This window comes from Paenibacillus canaveralius, assembly GCF_047238265.1.
Taxonomy (GTDB): domain Bacteria; phylum Bacillota; class Bacilli; order Paenibacillales; family NBRC-103111; genus Paenibacillus_F.
Window position 1 is genome coordinate 874971 of sequence record NZ_JBDFMM010000001.1, and the last position, 25118, is coordinate 900088.

The following is a 25118-nucleotide window of genomic DNA, read 5'->3' on the forward strand; positions in this document are numbered from 1 at the left end:
TCCAATTATGGAAGCGTGTTCCTAAATACGTCAAGGAGCTGATCCCGTGACCCAAACTTTGACCGGAATAGATCATGTTCAACTGCCTGTTTCAAACTTGGAGCAGTCTATCGAGTGGTATGGGAAAATGTTCGGCTGTACCCTGCTCGACAACTACGGGGAATGTGCGATGCTGAAACTGGAGAACGGCCCCAATTTAATGCTGTGGCAGTCTAACGACTATTCATCCGCACATTTTGACAAAGACGGGGAGACCATGCCGGTCATTTTTTTCCGGACCAATGAGATTGATCTCCTTGCCCGCAGGCTGGAAGAAGAGCAGGTCAGAATCGTCAGCTTCGATGACGGCGGCTTCGCCAAGTTTCTGAAATTTTACGACATTAACGATAACTTCATCGGCGTTTTACAGCTGGCGGAGGCTTAAAAGCGAGTCAAGCGACCGGTACCCGGAAGGGGCCGGTTTTTTTGCGTTTTCCGGCAGACGTACAGCTTAAACCCGCAGCATTACGCATGGAAACCCGAGAAGAACGGACGGCGGAAACCTACAATAAACCTATACGGCGAACCCGGGCAGCGGACTATCCGGCGAAGCTTATCAAAGACATTGAAGGTGCGGGAAAATGACACAAGTTTTTCATCGCTCAAAAGTTTCGTGCCAGCTCACTCCATGGGGAGAGGCCTACCGGAACGGCCTTAAAGAGCTGGCCGCGCTGGATGTGGCCTATATAGAAATCGGCAGCCGGCTGCTTATGCCTTTTGAGCGGGAAATCAACCGGTGGCGGGAGCTGCTGAACGAAACGGGCCACAGCGTGTCCGGTGTATTCGAATTCGGGCATTTCGCCGGCTGGAACCGGCGCCGGGAAATCTATTTTCACCATGACCGGCTGGCGAGAGTATTGGAGTCGGCCGGCATCGGCCGGGTGATTCTGGGTCCCGGCATCCGGCTGAAAAAGGGCTGGACCGGGGAAGACCGGCTCCGGATGGTGGCCATGGTGGCCGAAATTCACAAGCGGTACAGCTTTTACGGGATAGCCGCAGCTATTCATCCGCACATTTCGCACTGCATTTATACGCGGGAGGAAATCGATTACGTCATGGAGCGGGCACCCGGCGGTCTCGGGCTGGTCCCCGATGTGGGGCATCTTCACGAAGCCGGTATCGAGATGCGGCACCTGCTGGAGCGGTACGGCCCGAAAATAACGGCCCTGCACGTGAAAGATGCCCGTCCTGCAGAAGGCGGCTCAAGGAACGGCCGGCCGGGCAACCGTAAATCCCTTTTTACGGAGCTGGGAGGAGGGATGCTTGATCTTCCTTCTCTTCTGCAGGACCTGACCGTGCATGACTTCCGGGGGTTTCTGACCCTGGAAATGGACGAGGTTTCTTGTCCGCCGGGTGAAGCTATACGTCTTTCTCTGGAGTTTCTGAAGAATGAAAAACGAAATTCAGTCAAGAAAGGAAGAAAATAGACGGATATGTGGACAAAGTTACCGATCCTCCCTTATTTTCGCCTGGTCGGCCCCTATCTGAAACGGCACAAAAGCAGCTTCGCACTGTTGGCGCTGCTGCTGGCCGCCAATATTGCCGTACAGCTTACCATTCCCTGGCTGTTAATGAAGTACTTTGATTCCCTGGATTCACCAGAGCCCGAGGAAACATTCATTGTTCTGTTCATCCTGCTGGGCGTGTGTTATCAGATTCTTTCGCTGGCTTCCGACTATATCGGAGAGCATGTCGGCTGGTCGGCCGCCAACAACTTACGCAGCCGGCTGATGCGGCATTGTCTGGGGCAGGATATTGCTTTCTTCCATCAATACGGCCCGGGAGAACTGCTGGATCGCGTGGACGGAGCGGTCAACGGGCTGGCTGAGTTTTTTTATAAATTTGTGGTCCGCTTTACGAATAATCTGGTGCTTCTGGCCGTTACCCTTATCGTTCTTTACAACGTCCACTGGGTCGTCGGGGCCGTTATGACCTTGTTTGTGGCCGGTGCGGCGCTTGTATATTACCTCCTTCGGGATTACGCGCTTCCTTATTGGGTCCGTGTCGGCGAGACGTCCTCCGCTTTCTTCGGATTTATCGGCGAACAGCTGACGAATACGGAAGATACCCGCTCAAGCGGTGCGTCGGGGTATGTGATGCGAAAGTTTAAAGCGCTTCTCAATCAATGGCTGCCTCTTCATATGGAAGCCGGCGGCGCTTTCACCGTCATGTGGATGAGTTCCATGCTGCTGCTCGGTATAAGCACCATTCTCACATTCGGCGTAAGCTCTTGGCTGTGGCACACCGGTGCGGCAAGCCCCGGAACTCTCTACATGATTATGATGTACACGGTTATGCTGGTCGGACCTATCGATACTATCCGGCTGGAGCTGGGCGCCCTGCAGCGGGCTTCGGCCAATATCGAACGGATCCGGCAGTTGTTCGAAGTCCGGCCGAAGGTGGGCGATCCCGCGGAGGAGGCGGACGCCCTCGAAGAAGGAGCGCTGTCCGTCGAATTCAGCGGCGTTACATTCGGCTATACTTCCGGCGAACCGGTGCTGCAAGGAATCGGGTTCAAGCTGGAGGCGGGCGAAACGCTCGGCATAGTAGGCCGAACGGGAAGCGGCAAAACTTCGATCGCCAGGCTGCTTCTGCGCCTTTACGATCCCCAGTCGGGAGCAGTATCTCTGGGCGGCACCGACATAAGGCGCGTCAAGCTGTCTGCGTTGAGGGAGCGAGTAGGCATCGTCACACAGGACGTGCAGATTTTTAAAGGCACGGTCCGGGATAATTTGGCTTTCTTTAACTCAAGCATCCCGGACGGGAAAATTGTCAGCTTGCTTACCGACTTAAGCCTGGACGGCTGGTACCGGGCGCTCCCGCAAGGCTTGGATACGCAGCTGGAAGCCGGAGGAGGCGGACTGTCCGCAGGCGAGGCCCAGCTGCTGGCATTCGCGCGTGTTTTTCTCAAAGACCCGGGGCTCATCATTCTGGATGAAGCTTCTTCCCGTCTCGATCCGGCAACGGAAGACAAGCTCGACCTTGCCGTCAGGAAGCTGCTCCGGGGAAGAACGGCTATCCTGATCGCCCACCGGCTGAGTACGCTCCGGCATGTAGACCGGATCATGGTGATGGACGGCGGGCGGATTGCGGAGAACGGTCTCCAGGGGAACCTGCTGGAAGATCCCGATTCGCGCTATTCCCGGCTGCTGCGCCAAAGCCTGCGCAACCGGACGGTATGAGCCCGCTTCGGCTGATGTGGAGGTTGTCGGCGAGCCATCCCGGACTTTTCTGGAGAGGGGCCGCCATCTGGCTGCCGTTCAATCTGTCTCCCCTCATCGCCGGGCTGCTGGTCAAGCTGGTTTTCGACAAGCTGGCAGGCACTGGGGAGGAGGCGGGCGGGGTGTGGTTCGTCATCGCGCTGCTGGCCGTGAACGCGCTTGTCTCGGCAGGGGCCATCATGTGGGGGACCCGGACGGAGACGGAGCTGAACTTCCGCGTTAAGAGCCTGATCCGGCAAAATCTGCTGGAGCATATTCTTAAGCGGCCCGGCGCCCGGTCCATCCCTTACACGACGGGCGAAGCCGTCTCGACGTTCCGGGACGATGTGGAGGAGCTGGCGAATCTGCTGCGTTTGTACAACCTGCTGCCTGTCAAAGCTCTGCTTGCGGCTGCGGCCGGCGTCATTTTATGGTCGGCTTCTCCCGGCATAACCCTGCTCGTTTTTTTACCGCTTGTGTTTATTCTGGGTCTCGGTCAATGGGCTGCGGCTTCTCTGCAAAAAAGACGGGAAGCTTCCCGGAAAGCCGAGAGCGGAATATCGGGCTTTATCGGGGAAGTATGCGGCGCTGCCCAGGCAATCCGGCTCCAGAATGCAGAAACGTTCGTAACCCGCCGCTTCCGGTCTCTCGGAGAGACGCGCATGAGGGCCGTTCTGCGGGAAAGGCTGCTGGACGGGACCGTCTCGGCCGTTTTTACGAACACCTTGCAGACCGGAACGGGGTTCATTCTGCTGGCAGCCGCTTTTCTTTCGGGGACAGGTGCGCTGACCGTGGGGAACTTCGCCCTGTTCGTCGCTTATATCGGTGTTATGACCGGGTTTGTCCAGTACGCGGGTCATCTCTTGAAAACCTACAGGCAGGCGCGAGTGTCAGTAGACAGGCTTCTCCATCTTCTGCAGGGAGCCCCGCCCGGTTCGCTGCTCGCCCGGAGGACACCGGACCCGGAGGAAGAAGCTTCACGGCCGTCGCCCGGCCTTCCCGCTTGTCCGGAGAAGCTGCGGCTGCTGGAAACCGGAGGGCTGACTTACCGTCACAGCGGTACGGACAGGGGAATCCGGGACATAGACCTCCACATTCCGGGAGGATCGTTTGTGGTCGTTACGGGACGGAACGGTTCCGGTAAAACGACCCTGCTGCGGACGCTGCTCGGCCTGTTGCCGGCGGACGCCGGGGAAATACGCTGGAACCTGGAGAAAGTGGAGGAGCCGGACCGGTTTTTCACGCCGCCGCGGGCCGCTTATACCCCGCAGGTGCCGGGTCTTTTCAACGGTTCCCTGAAGGAAAATATTCTGCTTGGACTGGCCGAAGAACGGCTTGGGGAGGCGGTTTATCGGGCCGTGCTGGAAAAGGACGTCTGCCAGCTGGAAAACGGCCTCGATACTGTCGTCGGCGTGAAGGGAGTGAAACTGTCCGGCGGCCAGATTCAACGGACGGCGGCGGCCCGGATGTTTGTCCGGGAGAGCAGCCTTCTCGTTCTGGATGACTTGTCCAGCGCCCTGGACGCCCGGACGGAAAACGAGCTGTGGAAGCGGCTGGACCAGCTCCGGGAAACAACCTTCCTGGTCGTTTCCCACCGTAGGGCCGCTTTCGAGAGAGCGGATCATATCGTCGTTCTGAAGGACGGCAGGGTTGAGGGACAGGGCACCCTGGACGAACTTCTGCGGTCTTCGGAAGAAATGCGGCGCTTATGGGAGCGGCCGTAAACCTGCGGTGAAATGCAATACTTTCAAGGGGGAAGAGCCGAGTGGCCTTATTATCGTTACCCAAGGTTCCCGTGCTCCGTTATTACAGGCTGCTCAGAACGTATCTGAATGCGCTGCGCGGGCCCGTTCTGGCCCTCTGCGCACTGGTGGCCCTCAATATCGGCCTGCAGCTGATCAATCCTCAAGTGCTGCGCGTACTGATCGATACGGGACCGTCTTCCGCCGGGGGCGCGGCCGGGTTGGCCGCCTTGTTTGCCGGGCTGGCTGTGTTCCAGCTGCTTGCCACGATCGGCGCCGATTATGCGGGGGAACGGATCGGCTGGACGGCGGCGAACCGGCTCAGGGCGGATCTGCTGGAGCACTGTTTGAGGCAGGACGGTTCATTTTTTCAGGCGCATCCGGCGGGTGAGCTGATCGAGCGCATAGACGGCGACGTGCGGGGATTGTCCGGTTTTTTCGCTATGCTGACGGTGTCCTTGTGCGGCAATATCGGTCTTATCGTTGGCGTTCTGGTTGTCCTTTATTACGAAAACGGCTGGATGGGAGCCGTTATGACGTTATTTGTCGCGGCCGCTCTGCTTACGTTCGGCCGGATCAGAGAATGGACGCTCCCGTTCTGGGTGCGGATGGGGGAAGCGGGAGCGGATTTCTACGCCTACCTCGGAGAACAGCTGGCCCATACCGAAGATACGCGTTCCAGCGGAGCCGAAGCTTATGCCATGCACAAGTTCCGGCAGATGCTCCGGCAGTGGTTCCCGAGGCATATGCGGGCCGGATTCGGTTTTTCCCTGATGTGGGCGGCTTCCACTGTGATTCTGGGGTTGGGAACGGTACTCGTTCTGACGCTGGGCACTTATTTATGGACCGGCGGCCTGATTACAGCGGGGGCTCTGTACATGATGCTGTTTTATATGGGCCTTCTTGCGGGACCGCTGGATGGGATCAGGGATCTGATCGCAAATTTACAGCGGGCCGAGGCCCATCTGGAAAGAATCGGCGGACTGCTGGCCGAGGCACCGGTTATCCGGGACCCTGCGCCGGAGGAGGAAGCGCCGCTGGGGGAGGGCCCGGTTTCCGTGGACTTCCGGGGCGTGAGTTTTCATTACGGCGGCGAATCCGGCAGCGTCCTTTCGGACCTGACCTTCAGCCTGCAAGCGGGCCAGTCGCTCGGCATCGTCGGCAGAACGGGCAGCGGCAAAACCTCCGTGATCCGCCTGCTCCTGCGGCTGTATGACCCCGCAGAGGGCACCGTTCTGCTCGGGGGAACGGACATACGCCGGGTACGGCTGGCGCAGCTTCGGGAGCGCGTCGGTCTTGTGACGCAGGAGGTGCGGATTTTAAGCGGAAGCGTCCGGGATAACGTGACTTTCTTCGCCCCGGACATTCCCGACGAACGGATTGTGCGCGTCTTGGATGAGCTGGGGCTCGGAGAATGGTATCGTACGCTGCCTTCGGGACTCGATACCGTGTTACGGGCGCAGGGAGAAGGATTATCCGCAGGCGAAGCCCAGCTTCTTGCGCTTGCCCGTATCTTTTTGCGGAATCCCTCCCTGGTCATTCTCGATGAAGCTTCTTCCAGACTGGACCCTTCTACCGAGGAAAAAGTACAGCAGGCCACAGACCGGCTCCTGCAAGGCAGAACGGTCATTATCATCGCGCACCGGCTGAACACGCTGCGCGGGGTAGACCGTATTCTTGTGATGGACGGGGGCAGGATCGCGGAGCAGGGGAGCCGCCAAGCGTTGGCGGATCGCCCGGGTTCCCGCTATTCCCGGTTGTTAAGACAAGCATCCGGAAAGGAGACTATATGAACACGAGGCAATTTTTATGGAAGATGGCCGCTTACCATCCCGGATTGTTTTGGAAAGGCATTCTGCAATGGCTTCCTTTTAACCTTGCTCCGGTTGCCGCGGGCCTTCTGATGAAAATGTTTTTCGATCAGCTTACGGGTCATTCGGACTCAGCCGATATCACCTGGTTCGTCGTAGCCCTGCTGGCTGTCAATGCGGCCGCGACGCTGGGATCGATCCGGTATGCGTCCCGCACCGAAACCGCCCTGAATTTCCGCGTCAAAGGACTTATCCGACAAAATCTGCTGAGTCACATACTCGGCCAACCTGGAGCGAGAGCCATTCCCGGGTCCCCCGGCGAGGCCGTCAGCCAGTTCCGGGACGATGTGGATCAACTGACCGATACGATAAGGAACGTGAACCTTCTCGTGGTCAAAACGGTTTCCTTCCTTGCGGCACTTGCCGTTTTATTCGCGGTAAACGTCCCGGTAACGGCGGGCGTCATTCTTCCGCTGGTCGCCGTATTTGCTCTTGTGCAGATCCGTATCATCCGGATGAACACCCGGCTCCGGCCGAAGGGCAGCGGGCGGCGGGAGCTGTCGGGCTTTATGAGCGAGGTTTTCCAGGCGGTGCTGGCGGTCAAAGTGGCGGGAGCCGAGGACAATGTAGTGGAAGAATTCTCCCGTCTTTCGGATGACCGGCGGAAGCAGGTGTCCCGCGATAGAGTCATGAGCCAGCTTATGTATGCGCTGCTGCCGAATCTGGTCCAGATCGGATCGGGCATCCTTTTGCTGGCCGGAGCGCGCCTGCTCGGGCCGGGAGAGTTTACCGTCGGAGATTACGCCCTCTTCGTTCATCTGCTGCTGCATATGAGCAAGTTTATTGAGTACAGCGGAATCAGCATCACGCAGATCAAACAGGTGAAAGGGTATTTAAGACGCCTGACCTGGCTGCTTCAGGGATCGTCCCTGGACAGGATGATCGACTTAAAGCCTCTGGATCTGGCGGAAACTTCACCGGCTGCCGCGCCGCCGGCCGTTTCGGAATCCAGGCAGTTCAAACAGCTCCAGACGAAATCTCTGACCTATTATTATCCCGGCACCTCCAAAGGAATCAAGCGGATCGATCTTCAAATCTCCCGCGGCTCTTTTGTCGTCATCGTAGGCCGGATCGGCTCGGGAAAAACGACCCTGCTCCGAACGATCCTGGGTCTGCTGCCGGCCTCGGCCGGAGAGATCCGCTGGAATAACCGGCGGATTGCGAATCCCGGCGAATTTTTTATTCCTCCGCGCACCGCTTATACGCCACAAGTTCCCAAGCTGTACAACGAGACGCTGAAAGAGAATATTTTGCTCGGCCTGCCTGAGGATGGATTGGAACAGGCCATTTATGACGCTGTGCTGGAAGAAGACGTACGTCTTCTGGAAAAAGGGCCGGATACGGCGGTCGGTGTCCGGGGCGTGAAGCTGTCGAACGGTCAGATCCAGCGCACCGCCGCCGCCCGGATGTTTATCCGCCGCAGCGAGGTTCTTGTCGTCGACGACATGTCGAGCGCCCTGGATGCCGAGACGGAGAGCAGACTATGGGAGCGTCTGAACAGCCGCTTGGATACGACCTGTCTTGTCGTTTCTCACAGGAGTGCGGCTCTCAGGCGGGCGGACCATATCATCGTTATGAAGGACGGGGAGATTGAGGCCCAAGGTACCTTCAAGGAATTGACCCTCGCTTCGGAGGAATTCAGGGCGCTATTGGATGAAACCGGCACTTTACCGGACAATCGTCCTTAAAAAGCCGAGTGCTGCGCCTCCGTACTTTTTACACTGGACGTATAGAAGGACCGGTTCCGGCCTAACGGCTGCGAGAAACGGGTTTTTCCAACGGAAGAGAAGGTGATGGATTGGAACCGAGCACCAAAAAAAAGCTGCTGGACTGCCTGAAACACAGGCCGCCGGGGACCGCGATCGTTCTCGGCGATATCCTGCTCGATGAATACACGGCCTGCACGGGAGACTATTCCGCCAATGAACGTTGTGCCGTCCTGCGTAAAGGCCCCGGTCTTTACTTTCCGGGAAATGCCCTGAACGTCGCCTTGAACATCGCCGCATTGGGCGGGAAAGCGGCTGTTCACGGCGTGCTGGGCACCGACACGGAAGCGGAAAGGCTGCGCAGCCTGGCGGGGGACCGGATTGATTCCGGCGGTCTGATCGCCGAGCACGGCAGACTAACGACGCTGAAAACCCGGCTGTCGGACGGAAACGGGCTGCAGTTCCGCGTGGACAGGGAGGACAACACGCCGTTGTCCGCTCGGGCTGCGGAGCTTCTGCTGAAGCATGCGGACAGCTTGACCGCCGTCGGCTGCGCCGTCCTGTCCGATCTGGGCAAAGGCGTGCTGCCGGATTCCCTGATCGCCGGTTATATCCGCTTGGCGGCGGATAAAGGCGTCCCGGTACTCGTCGATCCGGCGGGGGAGAACATCGGGCGCTACGCGCACGCTTCCGTGCTGTTCCCGAACCTAGCCGAGTTCAACAAGCTGACCTCGTGCAGTTATGACAATCCGGCCGAGGCGGCGCGTTACGCCCAAGGAAAGCTGGGCGATTGGGAGATCGGCGCCCTCGTCCTGAAAGCGGCGGAGGCGGGCAGCTTTCTGATTACCGCCGGAGAAATCCGTCATGTTCCCGCCTATTGCAAAGAACCGGTTTGCGAGGTGGGAGCCGGTGATTCATTTCTGGCCACCTTTGCGGTCGGAATCGCCTATGGCCTGCCCTTGGCGGACAGCTTTATGCTGAGCAACGCGTCCGCTGCCGTCTCCGTTTCCAAGCCGTACACGTCGACAGTGAGTACCCGGGAATTGACCGCATTTATCGGACAAAAGAACCAAAGGGACGGAAGATGCCCGTAAGGAGGCGGAGGTATGGCGGACGAAGTTTTTCTGCAGCAGGTGAAAAATAGAAGGAGCGCTCTACGGACGTCCCGCGCCAAAATTCTCGTCTGGACAGACGCCGAACGAGAGGAAGACGTCATAACGCTCCTGGCGGAGAAAACGAACGATTTGGCGGTTATCCGTCTCTGTATGCCGGATCTTCCCTTGTTCCGTGCGGGAGGATTTACGGTCCTGTCCGTCAGTGACTGCAGCGGACTGGAGGCTCTGGCTCGGTTTTTGCGAGGGGAGCGCGGCGGCGCGGAGAGCGGGACCGATTCCGGCGCAAATCTTTCCGGTGAGGCGGACGACGGCGGGATCGTGACGGCTTTCGTTTTTCATGAGCCGAGGCCGGAAAACGGAGACGGAACCGGCGCGAAAAATGGAGCGGAGGCCGGAGCGGAAGCGGATTACGCCCGGCTGACCGGGGACATTCCCAAGCGGTATGAACCTGCGGAGCTCTACGTCTACAAGGACCGGGCCTGCTTCCCGTTCTACTTCCGGGCGGCCGAACCGGCCGGGAAGCTGGACATGAGCGGCGGATTTGCCGGCAAACCCAAACCGAAGGCCGTAATAGCCGACTGGTTTCTCGGATACGGGGACGGCGTTATTCTGCTTCCGCTGCTGCGGAAGTTCATAGCCAGGGAAGCCTGCCTCGGGCATGAGGTTCATCTCATAGCCAAAGAAAAGCTGGCTTCGTTCTTCGGGGTCTTTCTGCAAGGCTGCCGTATTTTCCGGAGTCCGGAAAGCCCGGCTGTTTACGAGGCGGTCCTGCGCTCGTCCCTGTACAGGAAATCCGTTCTTCTGCCGGTTTCCGTTTCTTCGCCGCCTTTGCGGCACATAAGCGGGCTGTTCGGTGCGGCGCTCGGCTTTGACCGGCCTTACGAGCTACCGGACCCGGTTCCCGCCTTCTACCCGCCTCTGCCGGCGGGGCAGGCTGAAGAGCTGGCGGAGCTGCGGGCGGCGGGCCGCAAGGTTGTGGGCATCCAGTTCCACACCGGGGACGCGAAGCGATCCTGGCCCCGGGACAGAGCCGAGCGGTTTATCGGTCTGTGCCGGGAACATGGGCTCGCGCCGGTCAATTTGACGCCGCTTCCTTATCCGGCGGAAGGGTGCCTCGACTGGAGCGGGCTGCCGGTGGAGCGGTTGTTTGCCGCAATCGGAGAATTCGACGCGGTAGTCGGTATCGACAGTGTCTGCGGGCACATCGCGGGCTTTCTCGGCGTGCCTCATATCACGCTGTGGGGCAGAAGTTTTCCCCATCTGCAGTTTCCTTTCACGCCCGACGAGTCCCACGTCAGTTTCCGGACGCTGAGAGCCAACTACAGCCTCGTTCCCCGGAGCGCGGACATCGCGGATATTCCGGCGGAGCTGGCTTTCGCCAGGCTCACGGATATTTTGGAGGGGAGACTTCAACTGGGCAAGGAGCTTCATACGGCGGAGGATACCCTGGAAGGACGGGGGATAGAGTGGGTGACCGGACGATGAGCAGAATCGTGTATATGTGGGACCGGACGAGGAGCGGGACGGACCTTGAAGGTTTGCGTGCGGAGCTGACCCGGACGATCGAGGCGTACGGCTATTCCGTTTCGACAGCTTCGGACGACGAAGGAGCCGCTGATTTTCTGCTGCTGACCGAGCGGGAGACGGAGGCGGGGAACACGGAAAATAAATCGGTCCTGATCGTTACCGACGATGAGGACGTTTTGTCCGATTCGGTTTGTTACCGGAGCGCGGAGGAAATCTGGGAGACACCTTTCGACGTCGGGGGAATCGTGCTGCTCGGAGAGCTTCGCCGGTTTGCCCACCGGTTTACGGGCTTTTCCTATTCTCCGATGTGTCCGGTTCATGTTCCGTCCCGCTCATTGTCCTGTCATCGGCTCGTATCGTATTGGATACATAAATCCGGCAGAAAGGTACGATGAACAGTGAGAAACAAGATGGCGGATTTGACGCAATTGATAACGGAGCTTGATCGGGCAAGGGCCGGAAAAACCGGAGAGAAGACTAAAACCATCGTCATGGCCGGGGGCTGTTTTGATATTTTTCATATCGGGCATCTGGATTATTTACAGATCGCCCGCGGCATGGGCGATATTCTCGTCGCAGCCGTCAATTCGGACGCTTCCGTTCGCAGAATCAAAAACCGTACGCCGGTTTTCGAAGAGGGCCATAGGGCAGGCATCGTAGCCGCGCTTGAGGTCGTGGATTATGTGTTTATTTTCGGGGAGGACGACTGCTGCGAAGCGATAAGGGCCATCCGTCCCGATTATTTTGTCAAAGGCTGGGATTATAAGGACAAAACGTTTCCCGAAATGGCGGCCGCCCGGGAAATCGGCTGTGAAATCAAGATTGCCGGCGAGGATAAAAAAGCTTCCTCCTCCCGGTTGCGCACTTTTTTGCGGGACGGGAGGTGGTTTTTATGAACATATTGGGCTTGGGCGGCTCTATTCACGATTATTCGGCCTGTCTGGTCCGCGATGGCGAAGTCCGCTTCATGATCGAAGAAGAACGGCTGGCGCGGGTGAAGCATTGTCTGGGTCTCGGGGGAAAAGTGTTCCGGTGCAGAGCGGCCGATTACTGTCTGCAGGCGGAGGGACTGGATGCCGGATCGCTCGATCTCATTGTAGGGAACGATCTGATCGACCCCGTCTACTATATGAAGTATACGGATAGCATTCAATTGATCAATCATCATCTGGCCCATGCGGCAAGCGGGTTTTATCCGTCTTCGTACGAAAGCGCGGCCGTGCTTGTAGCGGACGGAAGAGGCAGCTTCACGGGTTCTCCGGCCGAGCGGGAGACGGTGAGCTATTATTTCGGAAACGGCGCGGGACTTAGCGAGATTAAGAAAGTAACGGGGACGGACACGCTGGATTTCCAAGCGGCCCACGATTCCGAAACCGATTTGACGGATGCGGACATGTCCAACTCGATCGGGGGTTTTTACGAACGGGTCACGACGGAGATCGGTTTCGGACTGCTGCAGGAAGGCAAAACGATGGGGCTGTCGCCCTACGGCACGGCACGGCATGCCGATGCTTTCGGAAGTTTTTATTCCATGGACGATGAGGGTAATTTCCGCCAGACTCTGGATCAGGTAAAAGAGCTCCGGACTTATATCCGGCGGACTCTGGAAGCCGCGGAAGGCCCGGAGAAGTTTCAGGCCAAGGCGGATTTGGCTTATGCGGTCCAGCATCATATGGAACATATCCTGGTGAAAGCCTGCCGGTATCTGTACAACGCGACGGGCAGCCGGAATCTGTGTCTGGCCGGTGGGGTGTTTCTCAACAGTGTGGCCAACTACGAAATATTGCGGCAGACGCCGTTTCAGCGTATTTTCGTCCAGCCGGCGGCAGGGGATGCGGGTACCGCTGTCGGGAGCGCGCTGTACGGCTTCCATGTACTCGGCGTCCGGCCGCGCACGGCAGTAAACATCCCTTTCTCGCCTTATCAGGGCAAAAACTACGAACCGGACGAGTGCGTGGAAGCGGCGGAGGCGTTCGCGGACCGCATCGAGCGGGTGGAAGCCGCCGACGTTTTCGTGAAGACCGCCGAGCTCCTTGCGGAAGGAAGTATTGTCGGCTGGTTTCAGGGCCGCTCGGAAATCGGTCCGAGAGCGCTCGGCAACCGCAGCATTTTGGCCGATCCCCGGCAGGCGGCCATGAAGGATACGATCAATGCCCGCATCAAGCACCGGGAGCATTTCCGCCCGTTCGCACCGGCCGTTCTGGAAGAGAGACAGGCCGACTTTTTTGACCTCGGCTGTCCTTCCTATTATATGCTGCTGGTTCCGCCCTTCCTGCCGGGTAAAGGCGAGGAAACGGCGGCGGTATGCCATGAAGACCGGACAGGCCGGGTTCAAACCGTTTCACGCAGGCTGAATCCCCGCTTCCATGAGCTTCTCGTTCATTTTGAGAACGTGACGGGCACTCCCGTTCTGTTAAACACTTCGTTCAACGATAACGGAGAGCCGATCGTCGAGACGCCGCACGACGCCGTCTCCTGCTTCCTGCGGATTGATCTGGATTATCTGGTCCTGAACGGGACGATCTACAAAAAGCGTGAGGAAGGAGGTGCCGTCCGTGAAACAAGCAGTCAAACGCCATCTGGACGCGCTGGTTCGGAAGCATGGCCGTCTTGAAGGCAGCCGGCCCGCGCTGGAGCAGGCATTTGCCGTAATGGAAGGCAGTTTCCGGCGGGGAGGCAAGCTGCTCGTATGCGGCAACGGGGGCAGCGCCTCGGATGCCGAGCACATTGTCGGCGAGCTGATGAAGGGCTTCCGGCTGGAGCGCCAGCCGGAAGCCGGGGCCCTGAGGCGGCTGAAAGGAAGGCTGCCGGATACGGCGGGCTTCCCGGGCGGGCCGGTGCCGGCCTGCCTGGACCGGCTTCAGCTCGGGCTGCCCGCCATCTCGCTTGTCAGCCAGACGGCTCTCATGACAGCCGTCCTGAACGATTTGGCGGCGGATGCCGTCTTCGCCCAGCAGGTTCTGGGCTACGGGAAGCCGGGCGATGTGCTCCTGGGCATCAGCACTTCCGGAGGAGCGGCCAACGTAGCGCGGGCCATGGAAGTCGCCCGGACGCTGGGACTCGCGACCGTTGCGCTGACGGGAGCGGGCGAGGGCCGGATACGCGTCTGGAGCGATGTGGTGCTTGCCTCCCCGTCTTATGCGACGGATGAAGTCCAGGAGGATCACGTGAAGATGTATCATACCCTCTGCCTCATGCTGGAAGAGGAATTTTTCGGACCGGAATCGGAAACGGAGGGATAGCATGCGGGACGGCTATTATTTATCCGCTTATTTGCATATCGATCCCCTGGATCATTTGCTGGGCACCATTATCCGTCACGATCAGAACGCGGCTTTGTTTCAGAAGAGCGGCAGGACGGTGAGGCTCATCCGGCTGTGGGAGCTGGAGCGGGTGACGGGAATTAAGGAGCATTACGTTTCCTTCTATAGTGCGGAGCAGGCACGGCACGTACTCGACGAACTTCTGCGGCCGCTCGGCTTGTCCCTCGGGGACATGGTGGAAATATGGGGGACCCCCGGCCTGCAGACGACGGACGATTATCACAGTATCCGGGAATACCGGCAACTTTCTTATCACAGTATTTCCCATCTGTTTTCTGCGGTTATGGCGGATTCGGATTTGTTTTATAACAAGCGCGTTCTCGGTTTTGCCGTCGACGGCGGTCCGGATGGGGTTGTGGACACGAGGGAGCGGACGGAAAAATATTACTTTACCGGCGGCTATGTGAACGAAGGCCGGGTTAACCTGTTTCCGGCGGAGTCGCCGGGTATGCTCTGGGGCTGGGCCAAGTTTTATTTCCGGATGCGCGAGGGCACGCTCATGGCGCTCGCTTCGGCAAGCACGAGCGAAATCTACGGGGAGAGGACGGCCGGCTTTCCCGTGCTGGACGGGCGGCACGACATGTGGGAGTCGGACTGCATCCGCGACCTCGTCAATCGGGTCGAGCGGTTGACCGACGAGGACGCCGGGCGGCTGTTCAACGGATTCGATCCCCGTTTCTCCCTGCGAGAGAATAAGATCAGCATGATTATGAAAATCGTCCAGCAAGTCTCGATGGAAGTTATGGACGCCAATATCGACCGCAGCCTCCAGACGTACTCCATCGATCCGTCGGAAACTTATCTGGCGATGGCGGGCGGTTTTGCGCTGAACTGTCCAACGAACAGGCATCTGATGAATAAATACGGGTTTGCCGGATTTATCGCGCCTCCCTGCGTCGGAGATTCCGGGCTTTCGCTCGGGATGGGACTTTATGCGTTCCACAAAAAGCTCCGGGGAGAAGCGTTCGATTTTAAACTCGCTCACGCTTATTTCGGGGAGCCCGACTTTTCCCTCCCGGATATTCTGAGGAGCGAAGCCTATGCCCCGTTTATCGAGCGTGCCGAACCGATGACCGGCGAACAGGCGGCGCGGGATATTCGGCAGGGCCTCGTTCTGTGGTTCGACGGCGAGTCGGAGATCGGGCCACGGGCGCTTGGCCACCGCTCTCTCCTGGGCGATCCGCGGACGGAAGAGTCCAAGCGGAGGGTGAACGAGGTCAAGCAGCGGGAGTGGTGGAGACCGGTAGCGCCGATCATTCTGGAGGAAGAGACGGCGGAATGGTTCGAAACGGACTATCCGTCGAGGTTCATGCTGCATACGTTCAAGGCGAGGCCGGACAAGGCTTCCCGGATTCCGGGCGTGCTGCATCTGGACGGCAGCGCCCGTGTGCAGAGCATCGGGCGTCTGGAGAATCCCCGGCTGTACGGGGTCATCGACGAGTTCCGGAAGCAGACCGGCGTTCCCGTCATTTGCAACACGTCGCTGAACGACCGGGGAGAGCCGATCGTCAACACGATTCACGAGGCGCTCAATTTCGCCCTCCGCAAGGGCATACCGGTGGCCTATATCAACGGGATGCGCATCGTGCTGCGGAATCATGGTGATTATGCCCAGGCTCATGAAGGCCCGTATCCCCGCCGGATCAGAATGAACGCTCTGAGCGACCGGGAAGAGGAGGCGGCGTGGAGGGAGCTGAACCCGTGGGACATTCCCCGGGACGTGCTTTATCATTACCGGGATCCCAACGAGCAGGAGCCGGCGGGTTTTTACGACATCCGCAGCAGGGAAGATGCCGAGCGGCTGTGCAGGGAGGTCCGGCTTGTGCAGCGGCACAAGAAATTATTCCGTACGATCTAAACTGGCGTAAAGGCGTGAATAGCGATGCTCATACTGGGATTGGGAGGCTCCATCCATGATTTTTCCGCATGTCTGCTGCATAACGGGAAATTCGTATGCGCGATTGAGGAAGAGAGGCTGTCCCGCTCCAAGCAGGCCTTCGTCGATGCCTCGACCTTCCGCTGCAAAGCGGCCCGGTACTGTCTGGATTATGCGGGCGTGACCGAAAAAGAAGTGGATCTTATCATCGGCGCGGACAATATCGAAAGCCGGTATTATGCCCGGTATGTGCCGGGAATCAAGCTGATGAACCATCATCTCGCTCATGCGGCGAGCGCGTTTTATCCGTCGCCATACTCCGAGGCGGCGATACTTGTGGCCGATGGCCGGGGCAGTTATCTGGACCGGGGGAACAAGATCGTGGAGACCGTTACTTACTATGCGGCCGAAGGCACGGAAATCCGGGAGATCCAAAAGATGACGGGCCGGGAGAGCGACGACTTCCGCGACGTATCCAACTCCGCAGGTTTGTTTTACTTGGCGGTGACGGAGGAGATCGGTTTCGGGCCGATGTTCGACGAGAAGACGCTGGCCGTGTCCGCTTATGGCACCGCCCGCCTGGTGGACGCGTTCCAAGCCTTCTACTCGCTGGACGACGAGGGCGGTTTCAGCCAGACTCTCGGGCAGATGAGCGAGCTTCGGAATCTGATCCGTACGGAGCTCGGCCGTGCGGAAACCGGCAGCGCGCTGTTCCGGGCGAAGGCCGATGCGGCTTATGCCGTGCAGGTTCATCTGGAGCGGATACTCATCCACGCCTGCCGGTATTTGCATAAGCGGACGGGCTCGGACAACCTGTGCCTGGCGGGCAGCGTGTTTCTGAATCATGCGGCCGTAAACAGGCTGCTGCGGGAGACCCCCTTCAAGCGGCTGTATGTGCCGCCGGCCGCGGGCGATGCAGGAGCGGCTGCGGGCAGCGCGCTGTACGGGCATTATGTGCTGGGCGGGCACCGGAGACAAGCGTCTCCCCCGGCCTCATCCTATTTGGGGAAGCCGTATCCGGCGGAAGCCATGGAAGAGGCCGTTCGCAAGGCCGGAGATTTCCTGGAGGAAGTGAAGGCGGAGAATGTCAACGCACAGGCGGCCAGACTGCTTTCCGAAGGAAGCCTCGTCGCCGTTTTCCGGGGAGGCGCGGAGTTCGGGCCGAAGGCGCTGGGAAACAGGAGCATCCTTGCGGCTCCCCGTTTTTCCGGGAGCATCATGCGGCTGAACACGGCCAAAAAGCGGGAAGCTTTCCGTCCCTTCGGTTACATTTTGCTGGAGAAGGATGCGAGCGAGGTGAACCCGCTGCAGGGAGAAGGCAGGTTACATGCACATGCGGCCGCAACGTCAGTGTCCGGGATGCTTTGCCGGCCGGAGAATGACCGCGCGGGCTCGTCAATTCTGGCAAGTGCGCCAAACCCGATGGGCTCGGCAAGTCTGGAAAGCCCGGCAAACCCGGCAAACCCGGCAAACCTGGAAACCCCTGCCGACAAGGCTAACCTGCCAAGCCTGACGGCGAGGGCGGTACAGATGCATGCCGTCACTTCCGAATCAAATGCGGAAATGGCCGCACTTCTCGAAAGCTACAAGCACCTGACCGGCTGCTCCCTGCTCCTTAACACCTCGTTCAATCTCGATGGGGAGCCGATGGTGGAAACTCCGGCGGAGGCTGTCCGCTGCTTCCTGCAAGCGGAGCTGGACATCCTCCTGATGGGAAACAAGCTGTACAAGCGAAAAACGGAAAAGGAGGTAAAGACGTGAAGCATTTGGACGATAAGCTGCTGCAAGAGTTCCGTCGCTTTTACGAAAGTATTCCCGTTAAGAAAGGCGTCTATTATTTGTTCTTCACGACGGGGCTTCTCCACTGGGCGGCCAAGTCGCTCGAATTCGTTCCGGCCCGGGTTCTGGTCGTTTTAATCGGGTCGGGGTTGACCGAAGAAGAGCGGAATTGGGTCCGGCAGGAGCTCCGCCGCCCTTTTTTTCATTTCGAGGAGAAAGTGGACGAAGGGATTGTCTGGCATTACCTGACGGCCGTAAACAGGGAAGACTTCGGGTGGCTGGATATCGACTGTTTCGTTTTGAACGACGAGCTTTTCGGTGAAATGGCCCGCGTACCGCGCTCGGCTTCCATGAACTGCGTGTGGTCGTATGAGTACGGGAAAAGAACGGTTCCTCAGGCGCGTTTTGATTTTCGCGTTCTTCGGACGTTCTTTCTGTTCATAAACCGGGATGTCATCCGCGAACTGGACGAGGGGAGTCTGCCGTGGTCGCCTCGTCCGTTTCTTCTTGATGCGGCTCCGGTCTCGTCTTCTTTTAAAAGATACGATACGTTCGAGGTGCTTGAAGAAGCGCATAAACGTACGCTGGCCGGTATCCTTCCGAAAAGCGGCGACGGGATGCCGGTATTTCCGGCCCAGACGATTAAGAAAGACGGATTTGTCAGCCGTCATCTGGATACCCTGGTCCTTTACCAGCTTCTCGCACATTCTTTGGGACATCCCATTCATCGCGTGAGGAGCCTGGATGAAGACGAAACGGCTTTGACGGACGAAATCGTGCATATCGGTTCCGTTTCTTATTACCGTTCTTTTGCGGATCCGGGCTATGAAGTAGTCAACGGCGAAGAGCGGGCCAGATACAATGAAATCTATGAAAGAGTTCTGCTGCTCGACCATACGATAGTCAGTCAATTCGAGCGGCGCCTGCCTAAATCTTACTCCGTTTATCGCCGGATGCTGGAACGTGATATCAAGCGGCTGGGCCTATCTCCCCAACAAGTGAGGGAAGAAGCCGTACAAAAGCTGACCGGCCAGGGAATGAGCCTAAAAGCGGCCGAACGCATCTGCGGGAGCTGCCGATGAGAAAAGCCGTGCGCAAGGTCCTTGTCACCGGAGCGGGCGGGTATATCGGGTCCAGCCTAGTACCCGAGCTGGCCAAGCGGGGCTATGAAGTGCAGGCTCTGGACAAGTATGCCCGGGGTCAGGAAAGGCATTTTATTCATTCCGGCGTAACCCGGATTTATGCGGACACGAGAACATGGAGCGGCGAAGGACTTGAAGGCGTAGACGCGGTAGTCGATTTGGCCGCCGTCTCCCATGACATCCGGGGGGAAATGACGCCGCATGAAACGCTGGACATCAACCAGTTTGCGCGCTACCGCACCGCGAAGAAGTCCAGGGAAGCGGGAGCGGGGCGGTACATTTTCATGTCCACCTGCGGCGTGTACGGATTCCGGGACGATCCGGCCGGAGCCGATGAGCAGGCGGTTCCGAATCCGCTTACCACTTACGCCAGAGCGGCCTGCCAATCGGAGCGGGATATTCTTCTTCTCGGCGGGGAAGAGTTTGCCGTCAGCGTGGCGCGTCCCGCTATCCTTTACGGGTACTCCCCGGCAATGAGATTCGATCTCGCCGTTAACGCGATGGTCAAGGCGGCATGGCAGACCGGAACGATCACTCTCTGGGGCGGGGGCGGTCAGTGGAGGCCGTTCGTCCATGTGAGGGATGCCGTTGAGGCCGTCTGCCGTCTGCTGGAAGCCCCGGCGGAAAAGGTATCCGGCCAGACATTCAACATCGGCTCTTCGGAACAGAATATCCGGATACGGGATCTGGCCGAGCTTGTTGCCGCCGTTCTGCCTATTTCCGTCGAGATCAGACGGGAGGGACCTGCCGATTCGAGGTCCTACCGGATCAATGGGGATAAAATCAGCGGGATACTGGGCTGGAAAGCATCCTCTTCCCTGGAAGAAGGGATTGAAGAGCTGTACGGAAAACTAGTCCGGGGAATCGTCTGAAACGGCGGTTCTCCTCCGTCGCGGGACTTTTTACGGTGAGGCAATCCCGATGGGGAGGTCTCGAAACATCGAACCTCTTACACCGAAACCCGAACATCGAAACCGAACCACCGATGCCAGAACTAATAAACCCGAACAAAAAAACGCCACAAACAGCCGCCACAAACAATCGGGCATAAACAGCCGAAACAAAGAAGCTTCCAAGCCCGCATCGCGCAGCGGGCCGGGAAGCTTCTTTTAGGTGCATGATCTGGTCAATGCGTCCGCTGAGAATAACCACAGTACGACTGTGAGGTCGCTTCTCAGTTGTCCTTTTTATACACGAGAGGGTTGAAAGGGGTGTCCGCCTTCTCGCCCGTCTTTTGTCCCCCGAAGTATTGGTTAAGGTGCCCGGCAGGATCGGTCTCGAAAGGGTTGACGATAGAAGCCCCGTCTTCGTAATACATCATCGTCATGGCTTCACGGGTATGCTGCGTTTCGTTGGGCGGGGCATTATGGAGCGTCCAGCCCGCGTGAAAGGTCACGTCTCCCAGCTCGATTTCACCGTAAGTCATCTCCTCCAATCCGAGCCTGTACGCCGATTTCAAATTCTGCTTGGCGCTTTTTCCCCGGTTATCGAGCGTATGGGACCGCGAAATAAAATGAAGCGAACCCATGGAAGCGGTAACCTTCCGGAGAGGAATCCAGGCTGTAACGGACCGGTCCGTGTCGAGCAGCATGTAGTTGTTATCCTGGTGCATGGGCGTTGCGGCCGCACCGGGCTGTTTGAAGAAGGCGGAGTCCCGGTAAATCCGGACGCCATCCACGCCCATCAGGTCGGCGGCGATCTTGGCAAGCCTGCGGGAAGCGGTGAATCGCCCGACGTCCGGATGGCGGAGACGTAAATTGACTGTGCCGGAATCGTCGGGACCGGATGAGGGGATCGTATTGGTCATGTAATCGCGTATGGCTTCCAGAATGCGGGGACGATAAGCCGATATTTCCCCGGGGGTGAGAACCTGCTTCAAATAGATATGTCCGTTGTCTCTGAAATAACGGATCTGCTCCGGGGTCAGCGTATAGCCGGACGATAAATCCGGCAGAACCTTGCTTGCGGATTCGGATTCCAACTGAATACCTCCTTGGGCGCGTTTATTTTTTTCTATTATAAAATCCGGTCCGTTCCGGGCCTCAGGTTTTCTTGTCCGGTTGACGCCGTAAAAACGAAACGGGAAAGATTGTCCGATTATCGAGCAAGAAGTTCAGATTGTCCGTTCCACGGCGTTGTTAGAATGGAACTAAGTTCATGTGGCGAGGTGAAAGCATGCAGGACGGTTACTATCTTTCCACCTATTTTCATATCGGCCCCCTCGATTATTTGACGGGGACCTGTATCCGGCACGACCCCAATATGGCCTTGTTCCGCAAGGAGGGCCGCGATATCCGGCTGATCCGCTATTGGGAGCTGGAGAGATTTACGGGGCGTAAGCAGCACAGGCAGTCTTTCTACAGCCGTGAGCATGCCGAAGGCGTCGTCAACGAATTGCTCGGCGCGCTCGGCCTGTCCTTGGAAGACATGACGGAAGTATGGGGAACGCCCGGTCTGGCTACGTGTCCGGACTACCATTCCCTGGACGATTACCCGGACTTGTCCTATCACAGCATCTCCCATCTGTTCTCGGCCGTAATGGCGGACAGCGGGCTGTTCTACGAAGGGAACATACTCGGGCTGGCCGTCGACGGCATTCCGGATGACGTGGTGGACAGGGAGGCGGGGAGCAAACCGTTTTTTGCCGGCTGTCTGGTGCGCAGGGGAGCGCTGGAGCTGTTCCCGGTCCAGTCTCCCGGCCCGCTCTGGGATTGGTCCAGCACGTATTACAACCTGAGGGAAGGCACGCTGATGGCGCTGGCTTATGCTACCGAAAGCGCCGTGAATCCGGTCCCTCTTGAGCTTCCGCCGGCCTTTGATCGGAATTTCAACATCTGGGAGCACGATTATTTACGGCCTCTCATCGAAGCTGCGGACAAGCTTTGCGAGAGGGGGACGCAGGAAGCTTCGGCTTTTACGGGCTACGACCCCCGCTTCACGGAAAGGGAGAACCAAATTTCCGCCGTGATGAAGCAGGTGCAGGCGATATCGATCGCCATGATGGAGCGGAATGTGGAGACGATTCTCGGCTCATCCGGCGTCAATCCCGAAGAGACCTATCTCGCTCTGGCCGGCGGGTACGCGCTCAATTGCCCGACGAACAGCCACCTCATGCGCAAGTACGGCTTTAAAGGGTTGGTCGCGCCGCCCTGCGTGAACGATTCGGGCCTGTCGCTCGGAATGGGCCTCTATGCGTTTTACCGCAAAATGTCTCCGGCGCGTATCCGCTTCGAGCTCGGTCATGCTTACTACGGCGCAGAAGGAGCCCCGCTGGAGGAAGTCCTGCGATCCGACACCTTCGCCGGCTGCATCGGCGAAGTGACCCCGCTGGAAGAAAGCCGTGCGGTGCAGGACCTGTGCCGTGCGCCGGTCATCTGGTTCGACGGACCGGCGGAGATAGGCCCCCGGGCGCTCGGCGCCCGTTCGCTTCTCGGAGACCCGAGGACGCCGGCAGCGAAGGATGCGCTGAATGCCGTCAAGCAGCGGGAATGGTGGCGCCCGGTCGCGCCCGTTATTCTTGCCGGGGAAGCGGGGGAGTGGTTCGAGGATGGCGGCCCGTCCCCCTACATGCTTCACACTTTCCGAGTAAAAGCGGAAAAGCGTGAGCTGATTCCGGCGGTCATTCATCTCGACGGCACGGCAAGGGTACAGACGGTGGAAGACGCGCCCCCTACCCGGAATCTGTACAAGCTGCTCCGGGCTTTCAAGGAAGCGACCGGCGTTCCCGTCCTGGGCAACACGTCCCTGAACGGCAAAGGAGAGCCGATCATCCAGGATATCGGGGAGGCGCTGCATTTCGCTCTGGTGAAGGGCATCGAAGTGGCGTATATCAACGGCAGACGCGTTGGGCTGGTCAACCATGACAGCTATCGGGCCCGGGCGGGAACCGCCGCTTTTCCGCGGCAAATCGATTTCAGCCCGATGAATCCCGATGAGGAAGAGGCTGCAATGCTGCGGTACAATCCTCACCGGATTCCCGGGGAAATCCTCAAATTTTATATGGAACGGATCGAAAGAGGCGGAATTTCCCGGTATGACATCACCGATCCGCAGCAGGCCCGCCGGCTCATCCGGGAAGTTCAACTGCACCGGGCGAGGCGGGAAGAAAGAAGCGATCGCGGCCCGGAAGCCTAGCATTTTATCCATTCGAAGGAGGCAGTTTATGACGGCGTACTCATTAAGCGTGCAGCAGAAACAATTTTTTGCCGAGGAAGGTTATTTGGTGCTTAAAGGCGTGTATTCCCCGGAAGAAGTGGAAGGGTTGAAGGAGGAATACCACAGGGCCTGGCTGGATTCGATCCAGGACAAGAAAATCGTACAAGATCCGGAGAAGCCGTTAACGAGCCTGTTTCCGCGCATGAAGGATCTGCACAAAGAGCATGCTCTTGTGCGCGAATTTGTTTTTAAAGAAGAGGCGATAGCCGCCTTGGAACAATTGACGGGGGAAGAAGCCCTTCTGGTATCGACAAACTATTATTTCAAGCCTCCGGGTTCGGCGGGCATGCCGTATCACCAGGATAACTATGGAATCGGCGTTCTTCCGGGTACCTGTTACGCGATATGGACGGGCCTTGATCCGGCGGATGTGTCCAACGGCGGCATGCGGATTGTGCGGAAGACTCATACGCTGGACCTCGGAGTTCCGGAGAAAGTGTACACAACGGCCGAGGATACCTTCGGCGGCTACGTTCAGACTTTGGCCGTTCCCGAAGGGCATGAAATTATCGAGCTCCGGACAGAGCCGGGGGATGTCGTGATTTATCACGGCAATCTGATTCACGATTCGGCCGATAACGCGAGCGAGGTTCTTTTCCGTCATTCGATTATCAGCCATTTCGCCGGGACGGGTGCCGAGAAGACGACGCTTAATTTCAATTATTTGATGGACAAAGAAGGCCGCCGGGTACGCAAGCGGATGAACGCGGGCGCTAACTTGGGCAGAAAGGGGGAGTGACCTGTGAGTGACAGGAAGCTTCAAGACGACAAGCTTAAAACGTTTGCAAGCGAAGGTTATCTCGTTCTGGACAACGTGTATACACCGGAGGAAGTCAGCGAGTTAATCCGTCAGTTTGACGGGCATTGGGTACAGCTTACGGCTTCCGGACAGATTATCCAGAACGGCAGCCGTCCGCTCGAAAGTTTGTATCCCCGCCTCCGGGATTATCACCGGAAAAATGAAATCATTAAGCGGTTAGCTCTCAAACCGCAGTTGTTCGCCTATCTGGAGCAGCTTATCGGGGAAGAAGCGCTTATCATTTCAACCAGCTACTATTTCAAATCCCCTTCCACGAGAGGTCTTCCCCTGCACCAGGATAATTACGCGTTCGGCGTATCGCCGGGAACGACTTATGCCGCTTGGATATCGCTGGACAGTTCCGACGAAGGCAACGGGGGCATGACTTTCGTGCCGGGTACCCACTCGCTGGACCTGCAGGTGCCCGAAGGCGATACATCCGACGTCCGCCGGTATTTTTCCGACGAAGGCCAGTGGCTGAAAGATTACGAAACGGCGGAGACCGTGAAGGTTGCCACGAATCCGGGAGATGTTATTTTTTTCAACGGGAACATTGTCCACGGCTCTTCCGACAACTTGTCCGGTCACCGTTTCCGCAGGTCGCTGCTCATTCATTTTACCGGGGTGAGCGTGGAGAAGCTTGCGCTTAATTTTAACAATCTGATGGATAAAACGGGCGCCAGAGTGCGCAGGAGACTGAATACGGACACGAAAATTACCGAAGGCCAGGAATCGGTGTTTTCCATTCAGGAAGCCGATTATTTTGCCGGATGGAGGTAGAAAG

Annotated in this window: 20 protein-coding genes; 19 read left to right on the forward strand and 1 reads right to left on the reverse strand. The window is 58.1% G+C overall.

All coding sequences use genetic code 11. The features are described from left to right. The first annotated feature begins 46 nt into the window (after positions 1–46). From ABC395_RS03975 to ABC395_RS04050, 16 genes are all read left to right on the forward strand, one after another. Positions 47–424 carry a VOC family protein gene (locus ABC395_RS03975; protein WP_413000882.1) on the forward strand — a complete coding sequence of 126 codons (378 nt, stop codon included), beginning with the start codon at positions 47–49 and terminating at the stop codon, positions 422–424. Positions 425–620: 196 nt separating this feature from the next. After that, entirely contained in the window at positions 621–1466 is an 846-nt protein-coding gene (locus ABC395_RS03980) for a sugar phosphate isomerase/epimerase family protein (RefSeq protein WP_413000884.1), read from the forward strand. Positions 1467–1472: 6 nt separating this feature from the next. Beyond that, the gene (locus tag ABC395_RS03985) at positions 1473–3221 is read left to right on the forward strand and encodes an ABC transporter ATP-binding protein (protein ID WP_413000885.1); all 1749 of its coding nucleotides are present in this window, start codon (positions 1473–1475) and stop codon (positions 3219–3221) included. A gap of 14 nt (positions 3222–3235) precedes the next feature. Further along, on the forward strand, positions 3236–4963 hold the full coding sequence (locus ABC395_RS03990; protein ID WP_413000887.1) for an ABC transporter ATP-binding protein: 1728 nt from the start codon (positions 3236–3238) through the stop codon (positions 4961–4963). Between the two features lie 41 nt (positions 4964–5004). Next, positions 5005–6774 (forward strand): ABC transporter ATP-binding protein, encoded by a 1770-nt coding sequence (locus tag ABC395_RS03995; protein ID WP_413000889.1) that lies wholly within the window; start codon positions 5005–5007, stop codon positions 6772–6774. Further along, positions 6771–8540, forward strand: a complete 1770-nt coding sequence (locus ABC395_RS04000; RefSeq protein WP_413000891.1) for an ATP-binding cassette domain-containing protein — start codon at positions 6771–6773, stop codon at positions 8538–8540. Before ABC395_RS03995 ends, ABC395_RS04000 begins: the two co-directional genes overlap by 4 nt. A gap of 110 nt (positions 8541–8650) precedes the next feature. After that, positions 8651–9652 carry a bifunctional heptose 7-phosphate kinase/heptose 1-phosphate adenyltransferase gene (locus tag ABC395_RS04005; RefSeq protein ID WP_413000892.1) on the forward strand — a complete coding sequence of 334 codons (1002 nt, stop codon included), beginning with the start codon at positions 8651–8653 and terminating at the stop codon, positions 9650–9652. A 12-nt stretch (positions 9653–9664) separates the two neighbouring features. Then, on the forward strand, positions 9665–11158 hold the full coding sequence (locus ABC395_RS04010; RefSeq protein ID WP_413000894.1) for a glycosyltransferase family 9 protein: 1494 nt from the start codon (positions 9665–9667) through the stop codon (positions 11156–11158). Then, the gene (locus ABC395_RS04015) at positions 11155–11595 is read left to right on the forward strand and encodes a hypothetical protein (protein ID WP_413000895.1); all 441 of its coding nucleotides are present in this window, start codon (positions 11155–11157) and stop codon (positions 11593–11595) included. The genes ABC395_RS04010 and ABC395_RS04015 overlap by 4 nt, the downstream gene beginning before the upstream one ends. Positions 11596–11610: 15 nt before the next feature. Then, positions 11611–12096, forward strand: a complete 486-nt coding sequence (locus tag ABC395_RS04020) for an adenylyltransferase/cytidyltransferase family protein (protein ID WP_413000897.1) — start codon at positions 11611–11613, stop codon at positions 12094–12096. Further along, a complete protein-coding gene (locus ABC395_RS04025) occupies positions 12093–13814 on the forward strand; it encodes a carbamoyltransferase family protein (protein ID WP_413000899.1) in 1722 nt (573 codons plus the stop codon). The genes ABC395_RS04020 and ABC395_RS04025 overlap by 4 nt, the downstream gene beginning before the upstream one ends. After that, positions 13756–14442 (forward strand): D-sedoheptulose-7-phosphate isomerase, encoded by a 687-nt coding sequence (locus ABC395_RS04030; RefSeq protein ID WP_413000901.1) that lies wholly within the window; start codon positions 13756–13758, stop codon positions 14440–14442. The genes ABC395_RS04025 and ABC395_RS04030 overlap by 59 nt, the downstream gene beginning before the upstream one ends. Before the next feature lies 1 nt (position 14443). Further along, positions 14444–16381, forward strand: coding sequence for a carbamoyltransferase C-terminal domain-containing protein (locus ABC395_RS04035; protein ID WP_413000902.1), 1938 nt, complete (start codon positions 14444–14446; stop codon positions 16379–16381). 24 nt (positions 16382–16405) lie between these two features. Continuing rightward, positions 16406–18160: a carbamoyltransferase C-terminal domain-containing protein gene (locus tag ABC395_RS04040; protein ID WP_413000904.1), complete on the forward strand. Its 1755-nt coding sequence runs from the start codon at positions 16406–16408 to the stop codon at positions 18158–18160. Continuing rightward, a complete protein-coding gene (locus ABC395_RS04045; protein WP_413000905.1) occupies positions 18157–19260 on the forward strand; it encodes a hypothetical protein in 1104 nt (367 codons plus the stop codon). The genes ABC395_RS04040 and ABC395_RS04045 overlap by 4 nt, the downstream gene beginning before the upstream one ends. Further along, the gene (locus tag ABC395_RS04050; protein ID WP_413000906.1) at positions 19257–20192 is read left to right on the forward strand and encodes an NAD-dependent epimerase/dehydratase family protein; all 936 of its coding nucleotides are present in this window, start codon (positions 19257–19259) and stop codon (positions 20190–20192) included. The genes ABC395_RS04045 and ABC395_RS04050 overlap by 4 nt, the downstream gene beginning before the upstream one ends. A gap of 302 nt (positions 20193–20494) precedes the next feature. Here ABC395_RS04050 and ABC395_RS04055 read toward each other — a convergent pair whose 3' ends face one another. Next, on the reverse strand, positions 20495–21301 hold the full coding sequence (locus ABC395_RS04055) for a phytanoyl-CoA dioxygenase family protein (RefSeq protein ID WP_413000908.1): 807 nt from the start codon (positions 21299–21301) through the stop codon (positions 20495–20497). A 176-nt stretch (positions 21302–21477) separates the two neighbouring features. Here ABC395_RS04055 and ABC395_RS04060 point away from each other — a divergent pair, with 176 nt between their 5' ends. From ABC395_RS04060 to ABC395_RS04070, 3 genes are read left to right on the forward strand one after another with little or no spacing between them, the layout of a single operon-like run. Beyond that, complete coding sequence (locus ABC395_RS04060) at positions 21478–23454, forward strand: carbamoyltransferase C-terminal domain-containing protein (RefSeq protein WP_413000910.1); 1977 nt, start codon at positions 21478–21480, stop codon at positions 23452–23454. Between the two features lie 28 nt (positions 23455–23482). After that, the gene (locus ABC395_RS04065) at positions 23483–24274 is read left to right on the forward strand and encodes a phytanoyl-CoA dioxygenase family protein (RefSeq protein ID WP_413000912.1); all 792 of its coding nucleotides are present in this window, start codon (positions 23483–23485) and stop codon (positions 24272–24274) included. A gap of 3 nt (positions 24275–24277) precedes the next feature. Then, positions 24278–25114, forward strand: a complete 837-nt coding sequence (locus ABC395_RS04070; RefSeq protein WP_413000914.1) for a phytanoyl-CoA dioxygenase family protein — start codon at positions 24278–24280, stop codon at positions 25112–25114. Positions 25115–25118 lie beyond the last annotated feature (4 nt).